The sequence below is a fragment of the Brevundimonas sp. genome (assembly GCF_027484365.1).
Classification (GTDB): Bacteria; Pseudomonadota; Alphaproteobacteria; order Caulobacterales; family Caulobacteraceae; genus Brevundimonas.
The window spans coordinates 26,245-48,890 of the sequence record NZ_JAIXTC010000002.1 but is presented as its reverse complement, the minus strand read 5'-3'; the positions used below and the strand labels follow the sequence as shown (position 1 = coordinate 48,890).

Annotated in this window: 19 protein-coding genes, 1 tRNA gene and 1 pseudogene; 9 read left to right on the top strand and 12 right to left on the bottom strand. The window is 68.1% G+C overall.

Annotation, left to right across the window (positions count from 1 at the left end; translation table 11 throughout):
• The first annotated feature begins 12 nt into the window (after positions 1-12).
• Positions 13-555, top strand: a complete 543-nt coding sequence (locus Q0044_RS00435) for a GNAT family N-acetyltransferase (RefSeq protein ID WP_298158195.1) — start codon at positions 13-15, stop codon at positions 553-555.
• A 31-nt stretch (positions 556-586) separates the two neighbouring features.
• Positions 587-1,080: pseudogene (gene mmcB / locus Q0044_RS00430) on the top strand (DNA repair putative endonuclease MmcB).
• Between the two features lie 119 nt (positions 1,081-1,199).
• On the opposite strand, the gene Q0044_RS00425 reads toward mmcB, so the two are convergent.
• Both Q0044_RS00425 and Q0044_RS00420 read right to left on the bottom strand, forming a co-directional pair.
• A complete protein-coding gene (locus Q0044_RS00425) occupies positions 1,200-1,745 on the bottom strand; it encodes an ActR/PrrA/RegA family redox response regulator transcription factor (RefSeq protein ID WP_298158259.1) in 546 nt (181 codons plus the stop codon).
• Between the two features lie 103 nt (positions 1,746-1,848).
• A complete protein-coding gene (locus Q0044_RS00420) occupies positions 1,849-3,333 on the bottom strand; it encodes an ActS/PrrB/RegB family redox-sensitive histidine kinase (protein ID WP_298158191.1) in 1,485 nt (494 codons plus the stop codon).
• Between the two features lie 49 nt (positions 3,334-3,382).
• Between Q0044_RS00420 and Q0044_RS00415 the strand changes: the two genes are divergently transcribed.
• The 3 genes from Q0044_RS00415 to Q0044_RS00405 all read left to right on the top strand — a co-directional run bounded on the left by Q0044_RS00415 (position 3,383) and on the right by Q0044_RS00405 (position 6,072).
• Positions 3,383-4,006: an SCO family protein gene (locus Q0044_RS00415; protein WP_298158189.1), complete on the top strand. Its 624-nt coding sequence runs from the start codon at positions 3,383-3,385 to the stop codon at positions 4,004-4,006.
• 106 nt (positions 4,007-4,112) lie between these two features.
• A complete protein-coding gene (locus tag Q0044_RS00410; RefSeq protein ID WP_298158187.1) occupies positions 4,113-5,393 on the top strand; it encodes a polyhydroxyalkanoate depolymerase in 1,281 nt (426 codons plus the stop codon).
• Positions 5,347-6,072 carry a M48 family metallopeptidase gene (locus tag Q0044_RS00405; RefSeq protein ID WP_298158185.1) on the top strand — a complete coding sequence of 242 codons (726 nt, stop codon included), beginning with the start codon at positions 5,347-5,349 and terminating at the stop codon, positions 6,070-6,072. Before Q0044_RS00410 ends, Q0044_RS00405 begins: the two co-directional genes overlap by 47 nt.
• Positions 6,073-6,081: 9 nt before the next feature.
• On the opposite strand, the gene Q0044_RS00400 is transcribed toward Q0044_RS00405, so the two are convergent.
• From Q0044_RS00400 to Q0044_RS00390, 3 genes are all read right to left on the bottom strand, one after another.
• The gene (locus tag Q0044_RS00400; protein ID WP_298158183.1) at positions 6,082-8,181 is read right to left on the bottom strand and encodes a transglycosylase domain-containing protein; all 2,100 of its coding nucleotides are present in this window, start codon (positions 8,179-8,181) and stop codon (positions 6,082-6,084) included.
• A 150-nt stretch (positions 8,182-8,331) separates the two neighbouring features.
• Positions 8,332-8,955 (bottom strand): class I SAM-dependent methyltransferase, encoded by a 624-nt coding sequence (locus tag Q0044_RS00395; protein ID WP_298158181.1) that lies wholly within the window; start codon positions 8,953-8,955, stop codon positions 8,332-8,334.
• Positions 8,952-9,911 (bottom strand): alpha/beta fold hydrolase, encoded by a 960-nt coding sequence (locus tag Q0044_RS00390; protein WP_298158179.1) that lies wholly within the window; start codon positions 9,909-9,911, stop codon positions 8,952-8,954. Before Q0044_RS00390 ends, Q0044_RS00395 begins: the two co-directional genes overlap by 4 nt.
• Before the next feature lie 163 nt (positions 9,912-10,074).
• Here Q0044_RS00390 and Q0044_RS00385 point away from each other — a divergent pair, with 163 nt between their 5' ends.
• The gene (locus tag Q0044_RS00385) at positions 10,075-11,166 is read left to right on the top strand and encodes a Rieske 2Fe-2S domain-containing protein (RefSeq protein ID WP_298158177.1); all 1,092 of its coding nucleotides are present in this window, start codon (positions 10,075-10,077) and stop codon (positions 11,164-11,166) included.
• Positions 11,167-11,181: 15 nt separating this feature from the next.
• On the opposite strand, the gene Q0044_RS00380 is transcribed toward Q0044_RS00385, so the two are convergent.
• Complete coding sequence (locus tag Q0044_RS00380) at positions 11,182-11,832, bottom strand: TetR/AcrR family transcriptional regulator (protein ID WP_298158176.1); 651 nt, start codon at positions 11,830-11,832, stop codon at positions 11,182-11,184.
• A gap of 190 nt (positions 11,833-12,022) precedes the next feature.
• Positions 12,023-13,852: a cation:proton antiporter domain-containing protein gene (locus Q0044_RS00375; RefSeq protein WP_298158174.1), complete on the bottom strand. Its 1,830-nt coding sequence runs from the start codon at positions 13,850-13,852 to the stop codon at positions 12,023-12,025.
• A gap of 165 nt (positions 13,853-14,017) precedes the next feature.
• Here Q0044_RS00375 and Q0044_RS00370 point away from each other — a divergent pair, with 165 nt between their 5' ends.
• On the top strand, positions 14,018-16,138 hold the full coding sequence (locus tag Q0044_RS00370) for a M13 family metallopeptidase (protein ID WP_298158172.1): 2,121 nt from the start codon (positions 14,018-14,020) through the stop codon (positions 16,136-16,138).
• Positions 16,139-16,516: 378 nt separating this feature from the next.
• Here Q0044_RS00370 and hisS read toward each other — a convergent pair whose 3' ends face one another.
• The 5 genes from hisS to Q0044_RS00345 form a co-directional block, all read right to left on the bottom strand.
• Positions 16,517-18,019: a histidine--tRNA ligase gene (gene hisS, locus Q0044_RS00365; RefSeq protein WP_298158170.1), complete on the bottom strand. Its 1,503-nt coding sequence runs from the start codon at positions 18,017-18,019 to the stop codon at positions 16,517-16,519.
• A gap of 136 nt (positions 18,020-18,155) precedes the next feature.
• Positions 18,156-19,394, bottom strand: a complete 1,239-nt coding sequence (locus Q0044_RS00360) for a DUF418 domain-containing protein (RefSeq protein WP_298158168.1) — start codon at positions 19,392-19,394, stop codon at positions 18,156-18,158.
• A gap of 83 nt (positions 19,395-19,477) precedes the next feature.
• Positions 19,478-20,035: a phthalate transporter gene (locus Q0044_RS00355; RefSeq protein WP_298158166.1), complete on the bottom strand. Its 558-nt coding sequence runs from the start codon at positions 20,033-20,035 to the stop codon at positions 19,478-19,480.
• Positions 20,035-20,916, bottom strand: coding sequence for a 3-hydroxybutyryl-CoA dehydrogenase (locus tag Q0044_RS00350; RefSeq protein ID WP_298158163.1), 882 nt, complete (start codon positions 20,914-20,916; stop codon positions 20,035-20,037). Before Q0044_RS00350 ends, Q0044_RS00355 begins: the two co-directional genes overlap by 1 nt.
• Positions 20,917-21,082: 166 nt before the next feature.
• A complete protein-coding gene (locus tag Q0044_RS00345; RefSeq protein ID WP_298158161.1) occupies positions 21,083-21,388 on the bottom strand; it encodes a YggT family protein in 306 nt (101 codons plus the stop codon).
• 152 nt (positions 21,389-21,540) lie between these two features.
• Here Q0044_RS00345 and Q0044_RS00340 point away from each other — a divergent pair.
• Positions 21,541-21,616: transfer RNA gene (locus Q0044_RS00340), tRNA-Ala, on the top strand.
• 51 nt (positions 21,617-21,667) lie between these two features.
• The gene (gene trhO, locus Q0044_RS00335) at positions 21,668-22,627 is read left to right on the top strand and encodes an oxygen-dependent tRNA uridine(34) hydroxylase TrhO (RefSeq protein WP_298158159.1); all 960 of its coding nucleotides are present in this window, start codon (positions 21,668-21,670) and stop codon (positions 22,625-22,627) included.
• Positions 22,628-22,646: the final 19 nt, after the last annotated feature.

The following is a 22,646-nucleotide window of genomic DNA, read 5'->3' as shown; positions in this document are numbered from 1 at the left end:
CAGGCCTCGTCCATGGGGCCGACCATCGAGACCGAACGCCTGATCCTGCGCCCCCCGGCGATGGAGGACTTCGATCGCTGGTGCGACTTCCAGGGCGATGCGGAGACCACGCGCTTCATCGGCGGCGCGAAGTCTCCGCCCGAGGTCTGGCGCGCCCTGATGTCCGTGGCCGGCGCCTGGGCCCTGACCGGCGAGGGTTTCTTCTCGGTGATCGAGAAATCCACCGGTCGGTGGGTCGGCCGGATCGGCCCCTGGAACCCGCACGGCTGGCCCGGGCCGGAGGTGGGCTGGAGCCTGCACCGGGACGCGATGGGCAAGGGCTATGCGCTCGAGGCGGCGGTGGCCAGCATGGACTACGCCTTCGACGTTCTGGCCTGGGACGACGTCATCCACTCCATCGACCCGGACAACGCCGCATCGCAGCAACTGGCCGCCCGCCTCGGCTCGCTCAATCGCGGCCCCGGCAGACTGCCTCCGCCATTTGAAACGCTCCGCGTCGATCTGTGGGGCCAGACGAAGGCTGAGTGGGCAGGGAACCGCAAACGCCTCGCTTGAAGCCGGAACGGAACCGGAACATATTGGCAGCATGCCCGCCGCCGTTCATCTCGAACTCGCCTTCAGCCGCCCTGAGACCACGCTCGGCGTCACGCGCGGGGCGGCCCGACTACTGGCCGACATGGGCTATGCGCCGCTGCTGGAGGTCTGTCTGCCGAACGGCAGGCGAGCGGACGTCATGGCCCTGGGCCGCAAGGGCGACATCGTCATCGTCGAGGTGAAGTCGGGGATCGAGGACTATCGCGTCGATCGCAAATGGCCCGAATATGCGCCCTTCTGCGACGCCTTCTTCTTCGCCGTGGCGCCGGAGTTTCCGGAAGGGGTGCTGCCGGAGGAGCCGGGCCTGATCGTCGCGGATCAATTCGGCGGGGCGGTTGTGCGGGATGCGCCGGTGATGAGCCTGGCACCCGCGCGGCGGAAGGCCCTGACGATCGCCTTCGGACGTCTTGCGGCGATGCGGACGTTGCGGGAGTAAACGCCTTCTCCCCTTGCGGGAGAAGGTGGCAGCCGAAGGCTGACGGATGAGGGGTCACACCGTCGACTGGAGAACGCGCTGGCAAGGACGGACGGTGAGGTCAGCGTAACCCCTCATCCGGCCTCGCAGCGCTCGGCCACCTTCTCCCGCAAGGGGAGAAGGAAGGCGGCTACCTCGGAGCCCGTTTCGCCAGAATCCGCTGCAGGGTCCGGCGGTGCATGCCGAGGCGACGCGCGGTCTCCGAGACGTTGTGATCGCACAGTTCGTAGACTCGCTGGATATGCTCCCAACGGACCCGGTCGGCGCTCATCGGGTTTTCGGGAGGCTCGGGCGCATCCCCGGTGGCCAGCAGAGCCTTGACCACATCATCGGCGTCGGCGGGCTTGGACAGATAGTCGACGGCTCCGGCCTTCACCGCCGCAACGGCCGTGGCGATCGCGCCGTAGCCCGTGAGCATGACAATACGGGCGTCGTCGCGACGCTCGCGGATGGCCTCGACCACCTTCAGGCCGTTGCCGTCGTCCAGACGCATGTCGAGCACTGCGAAGGCAGGCAGATGGGCGCTCAGGGCGGCGGTCGCCTCGGCCACCGATCCAGCGGTCGTCACCTGGAAGCCACGCGATTCCAGGGCACGGCCCAGACGGGTCCGCAAGGCCTGATCGTCGTCGAGCAGCAGCAGGGAGCGGTCCTGAAGCTCGGCGATACGGGCTTCCATAGTGGCGGCGGTGGTCGGCATGGCTGGTTCTCCTGATCGTCAAGTCGGCCTGTGCGTCGGCCCGGTCAAGCGGTGCGGCGATGGATCGCAGGTCCGGCGGCCTCTACGAGGCCGGCTCCAGCGCACGACGATCCCACCGCACCGTGACGCGGGCGCCCCGGTTCGGCCCCGGCGCGCCGTCACCGGGGCCCACCAGGACCTTGCCCCCGGTCCGTTCGAGCAGGGTCCGGGCGATGAAGAAGCCGAGCCCCATTCCGCCCTGGCTCGGGATGATATCAGGTTCCGGCGGAGGCGGAGGCGCCGTCTTGCCGCGCCGGGCCGGTCGCGCGGCGGCGGCCGCGGCAGCGAGCTGCGCCGCCAGAGCCTGACGCGACTTGCCGTGCGGGCGGCTGGTCACATAGGGCTCGCCGAGCCGGGGCAGGATGTCGGGCGCGAACCCCGGGCCGTCGTCCAGGACCTCGATGGTGATCCAGTCCCGATCCGCTGTCGCCTGGACCCGCACCCTCGAGGCGGCGAAGTCCGCTGCGTTCTCGACCAGGGCGGACAGGCCGTGAACCACCTCGGCCAACCGCTTCACGTGCGGCTCCTCCATCCCCGCCGGGGTGCGGACGGCGACGGTGATGTGCAGATCGAAACCGAGGTGCGGGTCGACGACCTCGTTCAGAAGGGCCTTCAGCCCGATCTCGGTATAGAGGGGATCGCCGTCTTCGGGGCGCTGGGACAGGCGTTTCAGGATTTCGCGACAGCGTTCGGCCTGCTGCAGCATCAGGCGTGCGTCCTCCGCGATGGGACCGTCGGACGGCGAGGCGCGAAGCAGCTCCTTGGCGACCACCTGGATGGTCGCCAGCGGCGTACCCAGTTCGTGCGCGGCCGCTGCCGCCAGTCCGCCGAGAGCCGCCAGCCTCTGTTCGCGCTGCAGGACATCCTGGGTCGTGGCCAGGGCCAGTTCGAGCTTCTCGGCGTCGGCGGCGACGCGCCAGGCATAGGCGGCGGTGAAGACCACTCCGGTGGTGAGAGCCAGGCCGATGCCGAAGCGGTAGAGGACCGGCAGGGCGATGTCGGTTCCGTGCTGCCACGGCAGGGGCATGGACCAGAAGAACAGGGCCGTGGTCGATATCAGGACCATGAGCCCCAGCGCCAGGGCCTGACGCCCCGGCAGGGAGGCCGCCGCCACCGTCACCGGGGCGACGAGCAGAAGGCAGAAGGGGTTGGCGAGCCCGCCGGTGAAGGCCAGCAGGGCCGAGAGCTGAAGAATGTCGAACCCCAGATGGATAGCGGTCTGGCGCCCGTCCGGCAGGCGGCTGTCGACCCGCTGCAAGCGACCCATGGCCAGCAGGTTGACGATCACACTGGCCAGGATGACCAGCAGGCACTGCCACCGCGGCAGCGGGAAGTGGAACATCGTGTCGAGCACGATCAGGGTGGCGGTCTGGCCGACGATGGCCAGCCAGCGCAGGATGATCAGGGTCCTGAGCGACAGCCCCCGGCTGCGACGCGGCAGACTTGCCCAACTCGGCGTCGGGGGCGGGAATTGCGACATGACGTCGGCGGCGTCGTGCGGGGCGGGGCGGACTTCGTTCTGGCTCACACCTTGTCTATAGACCGGTCACGCCCCGCTGTCGGCCCGGAGAGACATGATGCCACGCCGTTCCATCCTGCTGTTCGCCGGGGCCTGCGTCGCCATCGCGGCCGCCCTGGCCACCGTGACCGTGGTGGTCGTGTCAGGCCGTGAGCGGGCCGAGGCGGTCACGGAGGGGACCGCGACCGGTCAACCGTCCGTCGGCGGCCCGTTCCAGCTGGTCAACCAGGACGGCGCGGCGGTCGACCAGACGCTTCTGGACGGCAAATGGAGCCTGGTCTTCTTCGGCTTCACCTACTGCCCGGACTTCTGCCCGACGACCCTGACCTCGCTGGAGGCCACGCGGACCCTGCTGGGCGCCGACGCCGACAATCTGCAGATCGTCTTCGTCTCGATCGATCCGGAGCGCGACACCCCGCAGGCCCTGAAAGACTATCTGTCGTCCGACGGTTTTCCGCCCGGCGTGATCGGCCTGACCGGGACGCAACAGCAGGTCGCTGACGCCGCCAGGGTTTACCGCGCCTATTTCCAGAAGGTCGGGGACGGCGAGGACTACACGATGAACCACTCGCTGACCGTCTATCTGATGGGGCCGGACGGCCAGTTCCGCTCGGCCCTGGGCCACGATCTGGGGCCCGAGCGCTCGGCCCAGCTGATCAAACGGGTGATGGCGCGAGGCTGACAGTCCTCCCCCTGCGCTTCGCTCGGGGGAGGAAAATAAATCCTTTTGCAGTGCAGCGCGTTCTATGATGGCATCGCCGCTTCGGCGGGGCCGATCACAGGATTTCATGCTCTACGCACTTCACGAGCTCGCCTATCAATCGGCGCAGCCTTTCCGGATCGGGGCGCAGTTCGCCCGGAAGTTCTGGACCTCGCCCTTCAATCCGGCGTCGCAGACGGCCATCGGTCGGACAGCCTACGCCTCGGCCGAGCTGTTCGAGAGCGTCACGCGCCGCTACGGCAAGCCCGCCTGGGGTCTCGAGGTCGTGACCATCAACAACCAGCCGGTGCGCACGACCGAACAGGTCATCTGGCAGAGCCCCTGGGTCCGGCTGGTGCGATTCGCCCGCAACGTCGGTGACCTGAAGCGGGCCAAAAAGCCGGTCGCGGCGCCCAGCGTCCTGATCGTCGCCCCCCTGTCCGGCCACTACGCCACCCTGCTGCGCGGAACCGTGGAGACCTTCCTTCAGGACCACGACGTCTATGTCACCGACTGGGTCAACGCCCGTCAGGTGCCGATGCTGGAAGGTCGTTTCGACTTCTACGACTACATCGATCACGTCCGCACCATGCTGGCCCAGATCGGCCCGCGCGCCCACGTCGTCGGCGTCTGCCAGCCGGGTCCGCCGGTGCTGGCCGCTGCCGCCGTGATGGCCGCCGAGAACGATCCGAACCGCCCGGCCTCCATGACCTTCATGGGCTCGCCGATCGATGCGCGTCTGTCACCGACGGTGACGAACCAGCTGGCGGAAGCCAGACCCTTCGCCTGGTTCCAGTCGAACATGATCCACACCGTGCCATGGCCCTATCCGGGGTTCGGCCGCGAGGTCTATCCGGGCTTCGTCCAGCTCTACAGCTTCATGTCGATGAACGAGCAGAGGCACAAGGACGCCCACCACGAGTATTTCCGTCACCTCGTCGCGGGCGACGGGGACGGGGTGGAGAAGCACGAGGAATTCTACGACGAGTATCTGTCGGTCCTCGACCTGACCGAGGAATTCTATCTCCAGACCATCGATATCGTCTTCCAGTCGCACCTGCTGCCGCGTGGCCTGCTCGAGCATCACGGCGAAAAGGTCGACCTGACGAAGATCACCGACATCGGCCTGATGACCGTCGAGGGCGAGAAGGACGATATCTCGGGCGTCGGCCAGACCCAGGCGGCGCATACGATCTGCACCAACATCCCGGACGACCGACGGGTGCTTTACGTCCAGCCGGGCGTCGGCCACTACGGCGTCTTCAACGGGCGGCGGTTCCGCGAGGACATCTACCCCCGCACCCGGGACTTCATCGCCGCCAATGAAAAGCTCTGCGCCGTACCAGACCGGTCAGCGACTGCCGCTTGAGTGCGGCCACGCCCTACGTCTGAGCGTCAATCCGCGCGCGCGGCGCATCTCGATCCGCATCGATACGCGGAAGGGTGAGGCTGTGGCCATCGCGCCATCGGAGCGGCGGCTGGTCGATGCGGTCGCTTTCGCCCACTCCCGGTCGGCCTGGATCGCCGAGCGACTGGCGGCGCGACCCGGCGGCAAGGCGATCGAACCCGGCGCAGTCATTCCCTATCGCGGCGGTACCGTCCGCCTCGAAGCCACCGGCGGAGCGGGCGCGGCCAGACTGGTCGAAGGGCCTGACGGCCTTCGCATCGTTTCAGGCGGCGAGGGCGAGGCCTTCGCCCGCCGGGTGGTCAACCTGCTCAAGAGGATGGCCAGAGACACGCTTCAGGCCCGAACCGATGTCCACCTTCGGGCTCTCGGCCAGCGGCCGGTGACCCTGACCATCAATGACCCGGCGTCGCGCTGGGGGTCATGCAGCCCGATGTCCCGCTCGATCCGCTATTCTTGGCGCGTGATCATGGCCCCGCCAGAGGTGCTGGACTACCTCGCCGCCCACGAGGTTGCGCACCTGGTCCACGCCGACCACAGCCCGGCCTACTGGTCGGTGGTGAAACGGCTGGTCGGCGACCACCGGGCGTTCCGCGCCTGGCTCAGGGACCACGGCGCGGCGCTGCATGCCGTCGGCCGCTAGGCGGCGGCGCTAGAAGAACAGCGGATCGCTTTCCTTCTCCGGCTGTGCGGCCGGTTCGGGATTCTGGTCCGGCGGGTCATCGCGGCGCGGGCGGTCCGTGGGGATGGCGTCGCGACGCAGCTGTTCGGCGGGCGGGTTCGGTTGATAGGGCTGGCCCTGGTTCGGATCGACCCCGTCGGGCAGGACGGTGGAGTCGCCGTAGGGATCTTCAGCATCGCCGATCAGGTCGCCGATCGGATCGGGCGCGACCCAGCCTTCAGGCATGGGCGGACCGTTGGGGATCGGCTGGACGTTCAGGCGCGGCAGGGCCGCCTCCATGAACCCCTTCCAGATCGCCGCCGGGGCCGCGCCGCCGGTGACGCCGCGCATAGCGGTATTGTCGTCCTTGCCGACCCATACGGCGGTGACGAAACCGCCCGTGTAGCCGACGAACCAGGCGTCCTTGTAGTCCGAGGTCGTTCCGGTCTTGCCGGCGATGTCGCGACCGGCGATGGCCGCGCTGCGCGCCGTGCCTCCGGTGACCACGCCCCGCAGCATCTGGTTCATATAGTAGAGGGACGGGTTGTTGATCGCCTGACCCGAGGCCGCGTCGCGGGCGCCGCGCTGGTAGATGACCCGACCCTGGGGCGTGCGGATGCGGCTGATGCCATAGGCCTCGACCCGGCGGCCGCCGTTGGCGAAGGCGTCATAGGCCGTAGCCATGTCGATCGGCGAGACCTCCACCGCCCCCAGGGCCATGGCCGGCTCCAGACCGATGCGCGAGGAAATGCCAAGCCGGCGCGCGGCGCGGGCGACGCTGTCACGACCGATCTGATCAGCGACATAGGCCGCGACGGTGTTGGTCGACTGGGCCACGGCCTGGGCCAGGGTCATCTCGCCGGAGAAGGTCCCGGAGTAGTTGCGCGGGCTCCAGTTGCCGATCCGGATCGGCTCGTCGACCACGGGGGTCTCGGGCGTGTAGCCGGCCTCCATGGCCGCCAGATAGACGAAGGGCTTGAAGGCCGAGCCGGCCTGACGGCGGGCGTCCACGGCGCGGTTGAACTGGCTGTCGGCATAGGAGGCGCCGCCGATCATGGCCCGCACACGGCCGTCGCCGTCCAGGGCCACAAGCGCGGCCTGTTCCACCCCGCGTCCGGCGTCGCGGTCCAGGATGCGACGGACGTTGCGCTCGGCCGCCGTCTGCAGGGTCAGATCCAGGGTCGTCTCGACGACCATGTCCTCGGTCGGCTGGCCGACCAGACCGCGGATCTCCTTGTCGAGCCAGTCGATGAAATACTGGGCGTGCTGGGTCGCCAGGGTGCGCGAGACGCGGACCGGCTCCAGCACGGCTGCGGCGCGCTGTTCGGGCGTGATGACGCCGGATTCTTCCATCTCGTCCAGCACCACAGTGGCCCGGGCAGCGGCGCGTTCATGTTCCGATACCGGCGAATAGCGTGAGGGCGCCTTCAGCAGGCCGGCCAGAAGGGCCGCCTCGCCGACGGTCAGATCCTGGGCCGACTTGTCGAAATAGCGTTGCGACGCCGCCTCGATCCCGTAAGCCCCCGCGCCGAAATAGACGCGGTTCAGATAGAGGGCGAGGATCTCCTGCTTGGAGAATTTCATCTCCAGCCAGACGGCCAGCATCAGCTCCTGCACCTTGCGGCGCAGGTTCTGGTCCGGAGTCAGGAACAGGTTCTTGGCCAGCTGCTGGGTCAGGGTCGAACCGCCCTGGACGATCCGCCCGGCGCGCATGTTCGCGGCCATGGCCCGGGTCATGCCGATGGGGTCGAACCCGGGGTGCCAGTAGAAGCGCTGGTCCTCGATGGCGATGAAGGCGGCCGGAACATAGTCGGGCAGGGCCTCGAGATCGGCCGGCGGGGCCTGCTGGGAGCCCCGCGTGGCGATCAGGGCTCCGTTGCGATCCAGATAGGTGATCGAGGGCTGGCGATCGACATCATAGAGGGCCGAGGTGTCGGGCAGGCCGCGCGCGAACACGGCGAAGAAGACCACCAGGAAGATAAGGCCCCAGACGGCCAGCACCGAGCCCCAGTAGAGGACCTGTTGCAGTCGCGTGCGTGCGGGCTTCGCCGCGCCGCCGCCACCTCTGTTTCCGAAACCCGGACCGGCCATCGATATCCTCAGAAGCCCCGGCCGTCATAGCCGTTCGTCGCGTGCACCAAAACGTCGCTCACCAAAACGCCTTTGTGGTGAACGGCGCGTGAAGACTTCACGTCAGCGTGATGGGCCATTCGGCCGAAACGATGGCGCGGGCCTTAACGATCATCCATGGCGATGCGCGAGCCAGGCCGAGCCGTCGTCCGACCAGACACCGGATTCAACCTGAAACCCCTGCGCGGTGAGTCGGGTCTCATACTCCCCGGGGTCGAGACTGCCGTGATAGAGGGGCTCTCCCCGCCAGACGCCGACGGCATCGCCCTCGCGCGGGCCGGACGAGAACAGGATCGTCGCACGCGGGGCGGCATGGGCCAGCAGGCGCGACAGGGCGATGCGCTGATCCCCGGGCGAGAGATGGAACAGGCTGTGCCAGGCCAGGACGCCGGCGAAGGTCTCGCCGAGGTCGAGGGCGCGCATATCGGCCTGGACGAACCGGCCAGCCGGCAGGTCCGAGGCCGCATGGGCCACCAGCCGCGCCGAGGAATCGACGCCGGTGACGCGGAAACCTCGCTCCAGAAGCGCAGCCGCCATCGGCCGCCCCGAGCCGCTGCCGACGTCCAGCACGGAATCGCCGGGAGACAGCCGGGCCGTAAACCGGTCGATCCAGGTCCGGTCGGCCTCGGTCAGGACCTGGCCCCGATCGGCGATCCAGTCGCTGGACCGCCGATCGTAGAGGGCGACGATATCAGCCGCGGCCTCCAGGACGCCCGGAGCAGCCGGGTCGGTCATTCGGCCAGGAAAGCGTCCAGTCGGGCGTTGAAGGCCTCGGGCTGGTCCAGGAAGATGAAGTGGGCGCTGTCGTCGATCCGCCTCAGCTCCGCGCCCGGCAGGGTGGCGAAAGAGCCCTGGTAGATCATGTCGGTGACCTCGGCGGTCATGCCTGGGACGTTGAACTTGATATAGAGCACCTCGGTCGGCGCCTTGATCCGCGCCAGCTCTGGCCGGAGATCGGTCACGAGCAGCTCGCGATAGGCATTGGCCGAGACGCGGCGATCGCTGGACGCCGTATCCTCCAGGATCGCCGCCCGAGCCGCATCGGTATTGACCATGCCGGACACGCTGGCCGCGGCCATCGACTGATACTGTTCGTCCGAGGCGGCGTTCATGCCGGCGTAGATCTGATCGGCGATCGGAGCGACGCTCTCGGCCGTCGGGTCCGTGCCGGGGGCGCCGAACATCGCCCCCATGAACGGCACCATGTCGACGACCATCAGCTTGCCGACCGCATCCGGATGACGCGCGGCCAGCATCATCCCGATGGTGCCGCCCATGGAGTGGCCGACGACGACGGGATGATCGAGGTTCTGTTCAGCGATGTAACGGGCGATCTCCTCGGCCACGGGGGCGGCGACCGGACCTTCGGCATTGCCTTCGGCCGGTGCACCGGCGAAGCCCTGGATGTGGATGCGGTGGACGCGCCAGCCGCTGCCCAGGTGATCGACCGTGCCCTGCCACACCTCCGGGGAGGAGCTCAGGCCCGGGATCAGGATGATGTCACGCACGCCGGGCCCGGCCTCGCCGTCCACACGGACGTGCATGCGGGTCGATTCGAAGTCGGCGTGATGATGGCCGTGGTCTGCGGCATGGGCGGCATGGCCGTCCTGGGCGCTCGCCGGGCCGACGAGGGCGAAATTGGCCATGAGGCCGAGGGCGGCGACGAGGCCGGTGAGGATCTGGCTGTTCATGAAATGCGTTTCCCTGGGCCGGCCCGTCCGGCGTTCTGGTCCCTTGTCGTCACAGGTCGTGCGAACGGATGCAGGACGCAACCTGCCCCGACGAATTTCCTCGGACAATGACGAAAGCGATACCAGCCTCTATCATCCGCGCATGACCCCAGCCGACAGTCTGATGAATTCACCTGAAGCCAAGGCCCCGCCCGCCGCGTTCGGCCAGGGCTTCGTGCTCGACACCTGGTATTTCGCCGCCCTGTCGCGCGACGTCGGCGAGGCCTCGCTGAAGCGCTACGAACTGCTGGGCGAGCCGGTTCTGATCGGACGCCGTCGCGACGGCCAGGTCTATGCCATGCGCGACATCTGTCCGCACCGCGCCGCCCCCCTGTCGGCCGGGCGGCTGGTGCAGAAGCCGGGCGAGCCCGAGACGGTGGAGTGCTGCTACCACGGCTGGCGTTTCCGCACTGACGGGGTCTGCGCCGCCATTCCCTCGCTCGTCGACGAACAGCCGTTCGAGGTCGAGCGGGTCCGGGTGCGGTCCTATCCGGTGGTCGAGAGCCAGGGAATGGTGTTCGTCTTCGTCCGCTCCGACCCGCGCTCGGACGCCGAGCCCGACCATCCGCCCCCGACCTTCCCGGGCGTCGTCGGCGGCGACGCGAAACTGGTCGAATGGATGGATTTCGACAGCCATATCGACCACGCCGTGGTCGGACTGATGGACCCCGCCCACGGCCCCTTTGTGCACCAGCAGTGGTGGTGGCGCTCCGAACAGTCGATGCACGAGAAGTCGAAGGCGTTCGAGCCGCGTGAGCTGGGCTTCGCCATGGTGAGGCACGCGCCGTCGTCGAACTCCCGCGCCTACAGGATCCTGGGCGGGACGCCCGCGACCGAGATCACCTTCCGCCTCCCGGGCTATCGCTGGGAACGTATCCAGGTGGGGGAGAAGCAGGTCCTGGCCCTGACCTGTCTGACGCCGGTCACCGCGACGAAAACGCGGATCACCCAGATCTTCTGGTCGGACCACTGGGTCTTCGGTCTCGCCAGACCCTTCCTGCGTATGGGGGTCGTGGCCTTCCTGAAACAGGACGGCGGGATGGTGAACCTGCAGAACGAAGGACTGCGCTACGATCCGGCCCTGATCTGGATCGACGACGCCGACAAACAGGCGAAATGGTATCAGCAGCTCAAGCGCGAATGGCAGAAAAGCCGCGCTGAGGGGCGCGGCTTTTCAAACCCGGTCAAGCCGGCGGTTCTGAAGTGGAAGAGCTGAGCCTCTCCCGGACAGTTACTTCGTGCTGACGCCGGCCAGCAGGGTGTCGACCTGGCGGCCGATGTGGTCCGCCAGCTGGTCCACGGTCCAGCCGTCGTAGGCGGCGCGACGGTAGTTCGACAGATAGGCGTCCCAGGTCAGTTCGGTCAGAAGGGCGATGTCGGCGTCCTGACGGATCTCGCCGGCGCCTATGCCGGCGCGCAGGATGTCGGAAATGACGTCGGTCAGGCCTTGCGTCGCAGCGCGCTGGCGGGTCTCGGCCGCAACGGGCTGGAACCACGAGCGGGCGACGATGGCCTGGAACAGCGGCAGCTGGTCGATCGATCCGTGATATCCGGCGGTCAGGGCGTTCACGAGGCGATCACGCGTGGAGCCGTCGCCGGCGCCGTTCAGCATGACCTCGGCCAGACCGGCCATGTCCTCGGTGAGGACAGCCTCGAACAGTTCGGCCTTGTCCTGGAAGTTGGCGAACACGGCGCCGGTGGACATGCCGGCGCCCTTGGCGATGTCGCGGATCGTGGCGGGCTCGTAGCCCCGTTCAGCGAAGAGACCGCGAGCGGCGTCGAGCACCTTCTGGCGCGTACGCACCTTGGCGGCCTGGCGGCGGTTCAGCCGGGGCTGGGCTTCGGTGGCGGAAAGGGTGGCGGTCGACGCGGACTCACGCATGAACACGAATACTCTGTAGCTGACGCTTCACGGCGGGGGGATCCGCGAAACAGATGGACAGAAGGGGCAGTGACTGGATCGGTCACGCCGATGATTGCGGACGCGAGCAAGCGACCCGCAGAACGCCGGGCCCCGGGGGGAACCCGGGCTTTCATCACGGAACGATGACCAAAATGGGTCGTGTTTCTGGTTAAGGCTTCGGGTTGGCCCGAAGCGCCCTGGTCTTGCGGTGGCGTCGGTCCTCTGGGATGGCCGCCTGAAACACCGCCCGATACTTGTCGCGCCGCTCGTGGATCGAGGCGAGCACCAGACCCATCGGCACGCCGAGATCGACCAGGGTGTTCTCGGCCAGTTGAAGGCTGGCCTCGGTCGTTTCCGGCACGGCGTCGGTGACGCCGAGCCCGTAAAGGCGGGCGGCATGCCGATCGTCGCGGGCGCGGGCGATAACGACCAGATCGTCGCGCAGGGCGCGGGCGGCGATGACCACCTCGTCCACCTTCGTCGGGGCGTCCATGGTGACGACGAGGGCCTTGATCGTCCCGATGCCGCACAGGGACAGCATCTCCGGTCGCGCCGCATCGCCGTAGGACACGTCATGGCCGTCGCGTCGGCCAGCGGCGACGGTTGAGGGGTCGGTGTCCACGGCGATGAAGTCCTGTCCATGCTCGGCCAGCATCTCGGCGACGAGACGCCCCACCCGGCCGAAGCCGACGATCAGGACCGAGGCGGCCTTCGCATCGGGCTCGGCGCCGGACGCGACCGCGGGCGCCGGCGAGGTCGGAGCGGACTTCGCCAGCCGCTGGCCCAGCATGGCGGCCAGGGGCACGGCGAACATGCTGATGGTCGCGGCGACCAGCACGGCCTGGGTGAAGGCCGGCGTCGCCACGCCGTCCACAAGACTTGTGTTGACGATGACGAAGGCGAACTCCCCGGCTGGACCGAGCACGAGAGCGGTCTCGATGGCTGCGCGGGCGGACAGCCCCCAGGCCCGCGCCAGACCGAAGATCAGAACCGCCTTGATGGCGATGACGCCGAGGGCGAGGCCGAAGACCAGAACCGGCTCGGCCGCTACGACGTCGAGGTCCAGACCGATTCCGACGCCGACGAAGAAGACGCCCAGCAGCAGGCCCTTGAAGGGTTCGATATTGATCTCGATCTCGCGGCGATACTCGGTCTCGGCCAGAAGGATGCCCGCAATCAGGGCCCCGAGGCTCATCGACAGGCCGGACGCCTGGGCGGCGACACCGGCGCCGACGACGACCAGCAGACAGAGGGCGACGAACAGCTCCTGACTGCCGCCGCCGGACTTGGTCCGGCTCTTCGCAACCGACCGGAACAGGGGGCGCAGGCCCAGACGGCCCACGAGGACGATCAGGGCGAGGCCGATGGCTGCGGGCGCCAGCGTCAGCAGGGCCGGGCCGAGGACGGCGGGCGACAGATCGCCTCCGGCCGCCGACAGGGTCGTCAGCACCGTAACCGTGATCAGGATGGGCGCGACGGCGAGATCCTGGGCCAGCAGGCCGGCGAAGGTGGCGCGGCCGACCACGCCGCGCATCCGTCCCCGTTCGGCCATGACCGGCAGAACCACCGCCGTCGACGACAGGGCCAGTCCCATGCCGAGGACCGCCGCGCCGGCCAACGGCTGGCCCAGCAGCATGAAGGCGCCCGCCAGAACGGCAGCACAGAGGACGACCTGCATCATGCCGAAGCCGAAGACGAGCTTGCGCATCGCCTTCAGGCGCTCCCAGGACAGTTCGAGCCCGATCATGAACAGAAGGAAGGCCACCCCCAGCTCCGACAGCTGGGCCAGCTGGTCGGCGTCGTCGATGGTGAACCACCCGAGCCAGGGGACGACAGGCGCGAAACGGCCGAGCCCGTCCGGTCCCAGCAGCACCCCGGCCGCCAGGAAGCCCAGAACGGGACTGATCTTCCAGCGATTGAACAGGGGCACGACCACACCCGCGGCCGCGAGGAAGACCACCAGGTCCTTGTAGTCGCCGCCGCCGTGTCCGCCCGCCATTCGATCTCCTTGCTGGATGATCGTCACCCTAAAGCCGTCCCGTGGCGAGCGCCGAGCCGGGATTCATGAACTTTTTTTAAGGCGACACCGGGCGGACCCGGCGTAGGGTCCGTGCCGAACCCGCGACACCTGCGCGGCGACGATCCGGAACCCCAGGAAATCCCCATGAAGTCTCTGCTTGTCGGCGCTGCGCTCGGCGCGCTCCTGCTGCCTGCCGCCGCCTCCGCCCAGGACCATGACCACGGATGCATCGACGAGGCCTGCACGGTTCAGTCGATCTTCCAGGACGGCGACGCGCCGTTCACCGGCTATCGCAGCACGGAAACGCCGCACTACGGAACCTGGGGTTTCGACACCGCCGGCATGGACCGGTCGGTGCTGCCGGGAGACAATTTCAATAGTTTCGCCAATGGCGCGGCCCTGGCCCGCACGATCATTCCGGCCGACCGCTCCAGCTACGGCATCTCCTTCGGCCTGTTGCGCGAGCTGTCGGACAACCGGGTCAAGGCGATGATCGAGACGCTGGTCGCCCGCACCGACCTGCAGCCGGGCACCGACGAGCAGAAGATCGCCGACGCCTATCGCAGCTATATGGACACGGCCCGGATCGAGGCGCTGGACGCCCAGCCGCTGCAACCCTACCTGACGGCCATCCGCGCCGCCTCAACGCATGAGGCCATGGCGGCCTATATGGGCGGCGCGATCGGCGGCCTGGGCGCCTCCTTCTTCGGGACCGGAATCACCACCGACCAGAAGAACCCCGACCGCTATGTCGTCTCGACCAGCCAGTCGGGGCTCGGCCTGCCCAACCGCGACTACTATCTGTCGCCGCTCTTCGCCGAAAAGAAGGTGAAGTATCAGGCCTATGTGGCCCGGATGCTGGAGATGATCGGCTGGGACGATCCGGCCGGAAACGCCGCCGCGATCGTGGCCATGGAGACCGCGATCGCGGAAGCCCACTGGACGCCCGCCGAGAGCCGCGACCGCGACCGGACCTATAACGAATACACGATCGAGCGCCTCGCCGCAGACGCGCCGGGCTTCGACTGGGCTGGCTATTTCGGGGCTGCGCGTCTGGGCGACATTCCGCGCCTGATCGTGCGTCAGAACACCGCCCTGCCGAAGATCGCAGCCATCTACGCCGAGACGCCGGTCGCGACCCTGCAGGCCTGGCAGGCGTTCCAGACCGTCGATCGGGCCGCGCCGCGCCTGTCGCAGCGCTTCTCGGACGCCCAGTGGGAATTCCGGTCGCGGGAACTGTCCGGCGCCCTGGAACAACGCAGCCGCGACAAGCGGGGCATCAGCTTCGCTGACGGGGTCCTCGGCGAAGCCGTCGGCCGCCAGTATGTCGCCGAGTATTTCCCGGCCGAATCCAAGGCCCAGATGGAACAGCTGGTCGCCAACCTGCGGGTCGCCCTGAGCCACCGCATCGAGGGCTACAGCTGGATGAGTCCGGAGACCAAGGCGGCGGCCCAGGCCAAGCTCGCGGCCTTCACCGTCAAGATCGCCTATCCGGACCGCTGGCGTGACTATTCGGATCTGGAGGTCCGCGCCGACGACCTGTTCGGCAATGGCGAACGGGCCAGCCGCTTCCGCTGGGAGTATGACCTGGCCCGCCTGAATGCGCCGGTCGACAAGACCGAGTGGGGCATGACGCCCCAGACCGTGAACGCCTATTACAACTCCACGAATAACGAGATCGTCTTTCCGGCCGCGATCCTGCAGCCGCCCTTCTTCGATCCGGACGCGGACCCGGCCGTCAACTACGGCGGCATCGGCGGCGTCATCGGTCACGAGATCGGTCACGGCTTCGACGACCAGGGCCGGAAGTCCGACGGCCAGGGCGTGCTGCGCGACTGGTGGACGCCGGCGGACGCGGCTGCGTTCAATGCCCTGACCACCCGTCTGGGCGCCCAGTACGGCAGCTATGAGCCGATCGCCGGCCATTTCATCAACCCCGGCCTGACCATGGGCGAGAACATCGGCGACGCCTCGGGCGTGGCCGTGGGCCTGGAGGCCTATCACCTGTCGTTGAACGGCGCCGAGGCCCCGGTCCTCGACGGATTCACCGGCGACCAGCGCTTCTTCCTCGGCTGGGCCCAGGTCTGGCAGGCGAAATATCGCGACGACGCCCTGAAGAACCAGATCGCCACCGATTCGCACTCGCCGTCCGAGTTCCGCGTGATCGGCCCGCTGCGCAATGTCGACGCCTGGTACGAGGCCTTCGATGTCCAGCCGGGCACGCGCTACTATCTGACGCCGGAAGAGCGGGTCCGCATCTGGTAGGCGACGTCAAACCGACCAAGGGCGGCGATCAGAATCGCCAATATGACCAAAAGGCCGGGGCTGACCGCTCCGGCCTTTATCTTTGCGCGGAAGATTGCGCTCAAGCAGCGAGACGCCGCGCGTCGAGCGATAGCGCTCCAGGGATGGTCTCCAGACGTGAAAAAGCCCGCTGCGGGGGATACATCGCAGCGGGCTTTCACGCTCTCTGAGGAGCGGACGTTTCCTCCCCGAAACGCCTCCGAACTGCGGCTGCGCCTTGTCAGCGCCGCGCCGTTCGAGTGAGTGCAAATGACGCTTCGGGCCGGTTCAAGTCAATCAAACCAAAGGCGAAAACAGACGGTTTCATGACTGAACATCGATAACACATCCGCAGGCGACCTACATTCTCGAAGAAGCTTCGATAATGGTGCGAATGGCTCGCACGAGGTCTCTGCGGGGGACCGTCTGCTGGCCGGGGCGCTCGGCCTTCCAGGCCTCGTTGTCGGCCAGACCCGCCGCCGCCGCGCGACCGGCGTCGAGGTCCTTGATCGTCACCTGACCCGCGGCGATCTCGTCGCCGCCCAGCAGGACGACTGCCGGAGCATTGCGCCGGTCGGCGTATTTCATCTGGGCCTTCATCCCCGCCCGACCGAGATAGAGTTCGGCGGCGATCCCCGCGGCCCGCAACTCGGACACTGCGTCGAGATAGGATTGCATGTCGTCCTGGGAGAAGACGATCACGACCACGGGGCCGCGCGCGACCTCGCCCGCCCGGCCCGCGGCCCGCAGCGCAGACGCCAGCCGCGAGACGCCGAACGAAAAGCCGGTCGCGGGCGTCGACTGTCCGGTGAACCGGGCCACGAGGTCGTCGTAGCGTCCGCCGCCGCCGATCGAGCCGAAACGGACCGGACGGCCCCTGTCGTCGGCGGTGTCGAGCAGAAGCTCGGCCTCGAAGACGGCGCCGGTATAGTATTCCAGACCGCGCACGATGGTCGGGTCGAAGCGGACTGTGGTCTGATCCACCCGCATGGCGGTCAGGGCGCGGTCGATGCCGGCCAGTTCCTCAAGGGCGGCTTCGCCCGCCGCGCCGAGCGCGCCGGATCGGGCGATGGCGTCCAGGGTCTCGGTCCGCGTGCCTTCCGAGGCCGAGCCCAGGAAGGCCTCGATGGTCGCGGCGAGGCCCAGGGGCAGATTGGCACCCTTTGTATAGTCGCCGCTTTCATCGAGACGGCCCTCGCCCAGCAGGGCGGCCACGCCCTCCCAGCCGAGGCGGTCGAACTTGTCGATGGCGCGCAGGGCGGTCAGGCGCTGGATCGGGTCGGTGATCCCGCCGGCCTCGAACAGGCCGTCGAACAGTTTGCGGTTGGAGACGCGGACCACGGCCTGGCCCTCGGCCAGACCCGCCGCCTGCAGGCCCTCGCAGGCCATGGCGATGATCTCGGCGTCGGCTTCCGGGCGGTCCGAACCGACGGTGTCGGCGTCGCACTGGACGAACTCGCGGAACCGGCCCGGGCCGGGCTTCTCGTTGCGCCAGACGGGGCCGAAGGCATAGCGGCGATAGGGTTTGGGCAGGGTCTCCCACGACTGGGCCGCGAACCGGGCGAGCGGGGCGGTCAGGTCGTAACGCAGGGCCATCCACTGGTCGTCGTCATCCTGAAGGGCGAAGACGCCCTCGTTCGGACGGTCGGCGTCGGGCAGGAATTTACCGAGCGCGTCGGCGTATTCGAAGGCGCCGGTCTCCAGCGGCTCGAAGCCCCAACGCTCATAGACCTCGGACACCTGGCGCACGATCCGGCGTTCCTGGGCGACCTCGGCTCCGCGCCGGTCGGCGAAGCCCCGGGGGCCTCGGGCTTCGGGACGAATGGGTTCGGGGGCTTCGGCAGCGGAGGGGGCGTCGGTCATGGACGGCGTTCTAGAGTGACGAGTGGCGAGTGGCGAGTGGCGAGTTCAAGGCGCTCTTCCAACGCCCGGGGTGACCGGGGACGCGCGATGGTCCGGAGCGGACCTCGCCATTCGTCACTCCTCACTCGCCACTGCCCTACTTCCTCAGCGGCACCATCCGTCCATAGGTCAGGCAGCGCCAGATCCATTCGAGCGGCCCCATCGAGAAGACCGACAGCCACAGCGGCGACCAGACGATTTGGGCCGCCCAGACCGCGCCGACCACCGCCCACATCTGGGCCGGACCGTGCTGGCCCATCCACATCGGCCCCCACGGCCCGTAGTAGAGGGTGACCATGATGAGGGTCTGGGTCAGGTAGTTGGTGAAGGCCATCCGGCCGACCGGCGCCAGCCAGGCGACCAGCGGCCTGAGACCGAAACGCACCAGAAGGATCAGCACGCTGACGTAGAAGAGGGTGATCAGGAAGGCCGCGCCGCTCGCGGCCCCCGCCAGGCCACGGGTCGGATCGCCCTCCCCGGCCATTGTGTCCTGCCAGCCCCAGACGGCGAAGGCCGCCAGATTGGCGCCGCCGATCAGGATGACGAGGGCGTAGGTCCACAGGGGTGCACGACCGATCAGATAGCCTGACTTGAACAGGCCCAGACCCAGCATCATCAGCGGCACAGTCACCGGAATCAGGAACGGGCTGGCCATCAGCTGGAAGGTCGCCCAGACCTCGATGTTCTCCATGAGACCGGCCGGCCAGCCGGACCGGTAGAGGGCCACGGCCTCGGCGATGGCTTCGGGGCTCGCGACCGGGCGGGCGGCCTCCATCTGGGCGGCGACCTCGGCCGGCAGATTGGCCATACCCCAGGAGGCGACCGCAGCGACGACGGCCCACAACAGGGTCACACCGCCGCCGATCCACAGCAGCCGCCGGGCGCTCCAGGAGCGCATCATCATCATCAGGAGGCCGCAGTAGGCGTAGTGGAGCAGGATATCGCCGTACCAGAGCACGACGCCGTGCAGCAGACCGAACAGGCCCAGCCACAGCAGGCGACGCCAGAGCAGGGAGCCACGCGATTCGTCGTTCTTCTCGCCGCCGACCAGAAAGATCGACACGCCGAAGAGCATGGTGAAGAGGGTGCGGAACTTGTCGTGGAAGAAGACGTCGGTCACCCACACGCCGATCAGATCGGCCCGGCCGGTCGCGCCCGGAGGCGGCGCCTCGGACATCATGACCTGGAAAGGCCAGGCGAAGGCGATGGCGTTGACGGCCAGGATCCCGAGGATCGCCCAGCCGCGCAGGACGTCCAGCTGGAAGATGCGGTCTTTCGACCCGGTCGGCGCCAAGCCTACGGCAGCCGTCTGAGGCTGAATTTCGACTTCGGACATGGCCCTGCGCTTCCCCCAAAGCAGACGATGGAACGAACTCTAGCGCAAAGCCGCCGGGCGTAAACCGCCCGCTCAGCCTCGGATCAGCCGCCGAGCACGCCCAGCCGGTCCTTCACCTTCTCCGGCGCGGGGATGAAGGCGATAAAGGCGGCGCAAAGGCCCGCCCAGAGGGCATAGCTGACCCCGACCAGGATCGCGACCGGCAGGCCGGCAACGCCGTAGATCAGCAGGGTGGTCTCGGTCGCGCCGACGCCCTGGCCGACGCTGCCCGACTGGATCATGCCATAGACCATCATGGCCAGGGCCAGCACCGTCTGGGCGGCAGCGGCCAGCAGGCCGCCATACAGCATGAAGCGCCACACGACGCCGAGACGCGAGGCCGGGCGGCCCCGACGGTCGCGCTCGCGCCGGATCGACCACAGGCCCACGGGGACGGCGATCATGCCGATCACCAGAACTGTCAGACGCCAGTCGATGTCCTGGCCCGGAATCCAGTTCTGCGGAGGCCAGATCAGCAGGGTGAGGACCAGTGGCGGCCACAGGACGCCGGCCAGGGCTGCGAGCGGGATCGCCGCCCGGGTCCGGCGCCAGATGACCGGCGCCTGGCCCGGCAGGTCGGCGGGGGTGTCGAAACGGGCCATCAGCGGGTCGGGACCGGCGCGTCGCCGGAATAGTCGTAGAAGCCGCGGCCGGACTTGCGCCCCAGCCAGCCGGCCTCGACATATTTCACCAGCAGGGGACAGGGCCGGTATTTGCTGTCAGCCAGGCCTTCGTACAGCACATTCATGATGGCCAGGACGACGTCCAGACCCATGAAGTCGGCCAGCTCCAGCGGCCCCATCGGGTGGTTGGCGCCCAGCTTGAGCGCCTTGTCGATCGAGGCGACGTTGCCGACGCCTTCATAGAGGACATAGATCGCCTCGTTGATCATCGGCACCAGGATGCGGTTGACGATGAAGGCGGGGAAGTCCTCGGCATTGGTCGTGGTCTTGCCCAGGCTCTCGGCGAAGGCGACGGCGGCGTCGTAGGTGGCGGCCGAGGTGGCGATGCCGCGGATGATCTCCACCAGTTTCATCACCGGCGCCGGCTTCATGAAATGCAGGCCGATGAACCGGTCGGGCCGGTCGGTGGCGGACGCCAGACGGGTGATCGAGATGGAGGAGGTGTTGGAGGCCAGAACGGTGTTGGCGCCGAGATGCGGGACCAGTTCGGCGAACACGGCCTTCTTGATCGCCTCGTCCTCGACGGCGGCCTCGATGACCAGATCGGCCTTGCCGGCCTCGGCCAGGGTCTCCACCCCGGAGATATTGGCGAGGGCCGCATCGGCCTGGGCCCGGGTGACCGTCCCGCGCTCGACCTGGCGGGCCAGGGAGGCGCCGATCACGCCGATCGCCAGGGGCAGACGGTCGGCGACCAGGTCGTACAGCCGCACCTGATATCCGCCCAGGGCCACGGCGTGGGCGATGCCGACGCCCATCTGCCCGGCGCCGATCACGGCGACTGTTTTGATCGTGGAGGTCATGAAGTCGTGGTCAGAAGCGGCGTCTCGCCCGGGCGACCGCACCTTAAGAGCGTCCGGGCGCGGCGCAAGGCTGGAATGTCGCAGTGCGGCGCCTGCGCCACGGCCCTGGCGTCATGCGGACGCCGGACCCATCCGGAAAACCGCGCACAATTTTCCGGATCCGGCTCTAGCCGAGGACGGCGATAATCGGCCCGGCGGCCATGTTGTTGAAGGCGATCCGGGCGAAGTTCAGCAGCAGCAACACGACGATCGGCGAGATGTCGATGCCCCCCAGGGGCGGGATGATCCGCCGGAACGGCTCCATCAGGGGCCGCGTGACCGCGTCGAGGAATCCGGCCAGCTGGTTCACGAAGCGATTGCGGTGGTTGATCACATCGAAGGCGAACAGCCAGCTGAGGATCGCCGAGCCGATGATGAACCAGGTCATCAGGCTGATGATGGCGTTGATGAGCCAGACGATCGCTTCGCCCATTCGGGGAACTCCTGAAAGAGGGGGAAGGTCGGTTCTAGCCGTCGGACCGCGGAAGGCCAAGGTTTTGCGTGGTCGCAGGCGCCGATACCGCAGAGATTGACACCGCGCCTCGCGCCCGCCTATGTCCCGCCCTCGCCTGTCACCCGGAAAACGGGGCCGTAGCTCAGTTGGTAGAGCGCGTCGTTCGCAATGACGAGGTCAGGGGTTCGACTCCCCTCGGCTCCACCATCCTGCTTCGCGCTGACGCGCTTCGCAGGACTGGCGGTCAGGATTTCAGCCATGAGTGACTCAGCTTTGCGCGTCGCGGCCCTTTACCGGTTCGCTTCGGTGGCCGATCCCGCTGCCCTGCGAGATCTCCTGGAGGATCTCTGTGGCGAGGACGTGCGCGGCACCCTGCTGGTGGCCTGCGAGGGCGTGAACGGGACCATCGCGGGTCCGGCCGGGGCGATCGCGCGGGTGATCGCCAGCCTGACCGCCCTGCCCGGCTTCGCCGGGACCGACGTCAAATATTCCTCCGCCGAACGGATGCCGTTCCATCGGCTGAAGGTCCGGGTGAAGCCCGAGATAGTCACCCTGGGCCTGCCCGACCTGGAGCCGGCCATGAACGCCGGGACCTATGTTGCGCCCGAGGACTGGAACGCCCTGATCGCCGATCCGGACACGATCGTGATCGACACGCGTAACGACTACGAGGGCGAGGTCGGGGCCTTTGCCGGGGCGGTGCAGCCGAACACGCGGTCGTTCCGCGATTTTCCGGAGTGGTTCCGGACCGAAGGGCGGGCCCTGCTCGCCCGGAAACGGGAGATGGGGCCGAACCCGCCGAAGGTGGCCATGTACTGCACCGGCGGCATCCGCTGCGAGAAGTCGACGGCCTTCCTGAAGTCGGAAGGGGTGACCGACGTCTTCCATCTGCAGGGCGGGATCCTGCGCTATCTGGAGACGGTGCCGGAGGCCGAAAGCCTGTGGAACGGCGAATGCTTCGTCTTCGACGAACGGGTCGCGGTCGGGCCCGGACTGGCCGAGGGGACGCACACCCTCTGCCGGGGCTGCCGGATGCCGGTCAGCCCGGAGGGCCGGACGTCGCCCCTCTATGTCGAGGGCGTCTGCTGCGCGCGATGCCATGACACCCGGACCGAAGCGCAGAGACAGGCCGCACGGGAACGGGATCGTCAGGTCAGGATCGCGGAGAGGCTGGGGATCGCCCACATCGGGGCGAAGCAGGGCCCGACATCGGACTGAACGGGCCAGGCCCGCCCCC

Bases quoted from the DNA above. Each gene is read 5' to 3' on its own strand.
- Q0044_RS00435 (WP_298158195.1), top strand. From the start codon at position 13: ATGGGGCCGACCATCGAGACCGAACGCCTGATCCTGCGCCCCCCGGCG.
- Q0044_RS00425 (WP_298158259.1), bottom strand. From the start codon at position 1,745: ATGGAAGCCCGTATCGCCGAGCTTCAGGACCGCTCCCTGCTGCTGCTC.
- Q0044_RS00415 (WP_298158189.1), top strand. From the start codon at position 3,383: ATGCCACGCCGTTCCATCCTGCTGTTCGCCGGGGCCTGCGTCGCCATC.
- Q0044_RS00410 (WP_298158187.1), top strand. From the start codon at position 4,113: ATGCTCTACGCACTTCACGAGCTCGCCTATCAATCGGCGCAGCCTTTC.
- Q0044_RS00405 (WP_298158185.1), top strand. From the start codon at position 5,347: ATGAAAAGCTCTGCGCCGTACCAGACCGGTCAGCGACTGCCGCTTGAG.
- Q0044_RS00400 (WP_298158183.1), bottom strand. From the start codon at position 8,181: ATGGCCGGTCCGGGTTTCGGAAACAGAGGTGGCGGCGGCGCGGCGAAG.
- Q0044_RS00395 (WP_298158181.1), bottom strand. From the start codon at position 8,955: ATGACCGACCCGGCTGCTCCGGGCGTCCTGGAGGCCGCGGCTGATATC.
- Q0044_RS00390 (WP_298158179.1), bottom strand. From the start codon at position 9,911: ATGAACAGCCAGATCCTCACCGGCCTCGTCGCCGCCCTCGGCCTCATG.
- Q0044_RS00385 (WP_298158177.1), top strand. From the start codon at position 10,075: ATGAATTCACCTGAAGCCAAGGCCCCGCCCGCCGCGTTCGGCCAGGGC.
- Q0044_RS00380 (WP_298158176.1), bottom strand. From the start codon at position 11,832: ATGCGTGAGTCCGCGTCGACCGCCACCCTTTCCGCCACCGAAGCCCAG.
- Q0044_RS00375 (WP_298158174.1), bottom strand. From the start codon at position 13,852: ATGGCGGGCGGACACGGCGGCGGCGACTACAAGGACCTGGTGGTCTTC.
- Q0044_RS00370 (WP_298158172.1), top strand. From the start codon at position 14,018: ATGAAGTCTCTGCTTGTCGGCGCTGCGCTCGGCGCGCTCCTGCTGCCT.
- hisS (WP_298158170.1), bottom strand. From the start codon at position 18,019: ATGACCGACGCCCCCTCCGCTGCCGAAGCCCCCGAACCCATTCGTCCC.
- Q0044_RS00360 (WP_298158168.1), bottom strand. From the start codon at position 19,394: ATGTCCGAAGTCGAAATTCAGCCTCAGACGGCTGCCGTAGGCTTGGCG.
- Q0044_RS00355 (WP_298158166.1), bottom strand. From the start codon at position 20,035: ATGGCCCGTTTCGACACCCCCGCCGACCTGCCGGGCCAGGCGCCGGTC.
- Q0044_RS00350 (WP_298158163.1), bottom strand. From the start codon at position 20,916: ATGACCTCCACGATCAAAACAGTCGCCGTGATCGGCGCCGGGCAGATG.
- Q0044_RS00345 (WP_298158161.1), bottom strand. From the start codon at position 21,388: ATGGGCGAAGCGATCGTCTGGCTCATCAACGCCATCATCAGCCTGATG.
- trhO (WP_298158159.1), top strand. From the start codon at position 21,668: ATGAGTGACTCAGCTTTGCGCGTCGCGGCCCTTTACCGGTTCGCTTCG.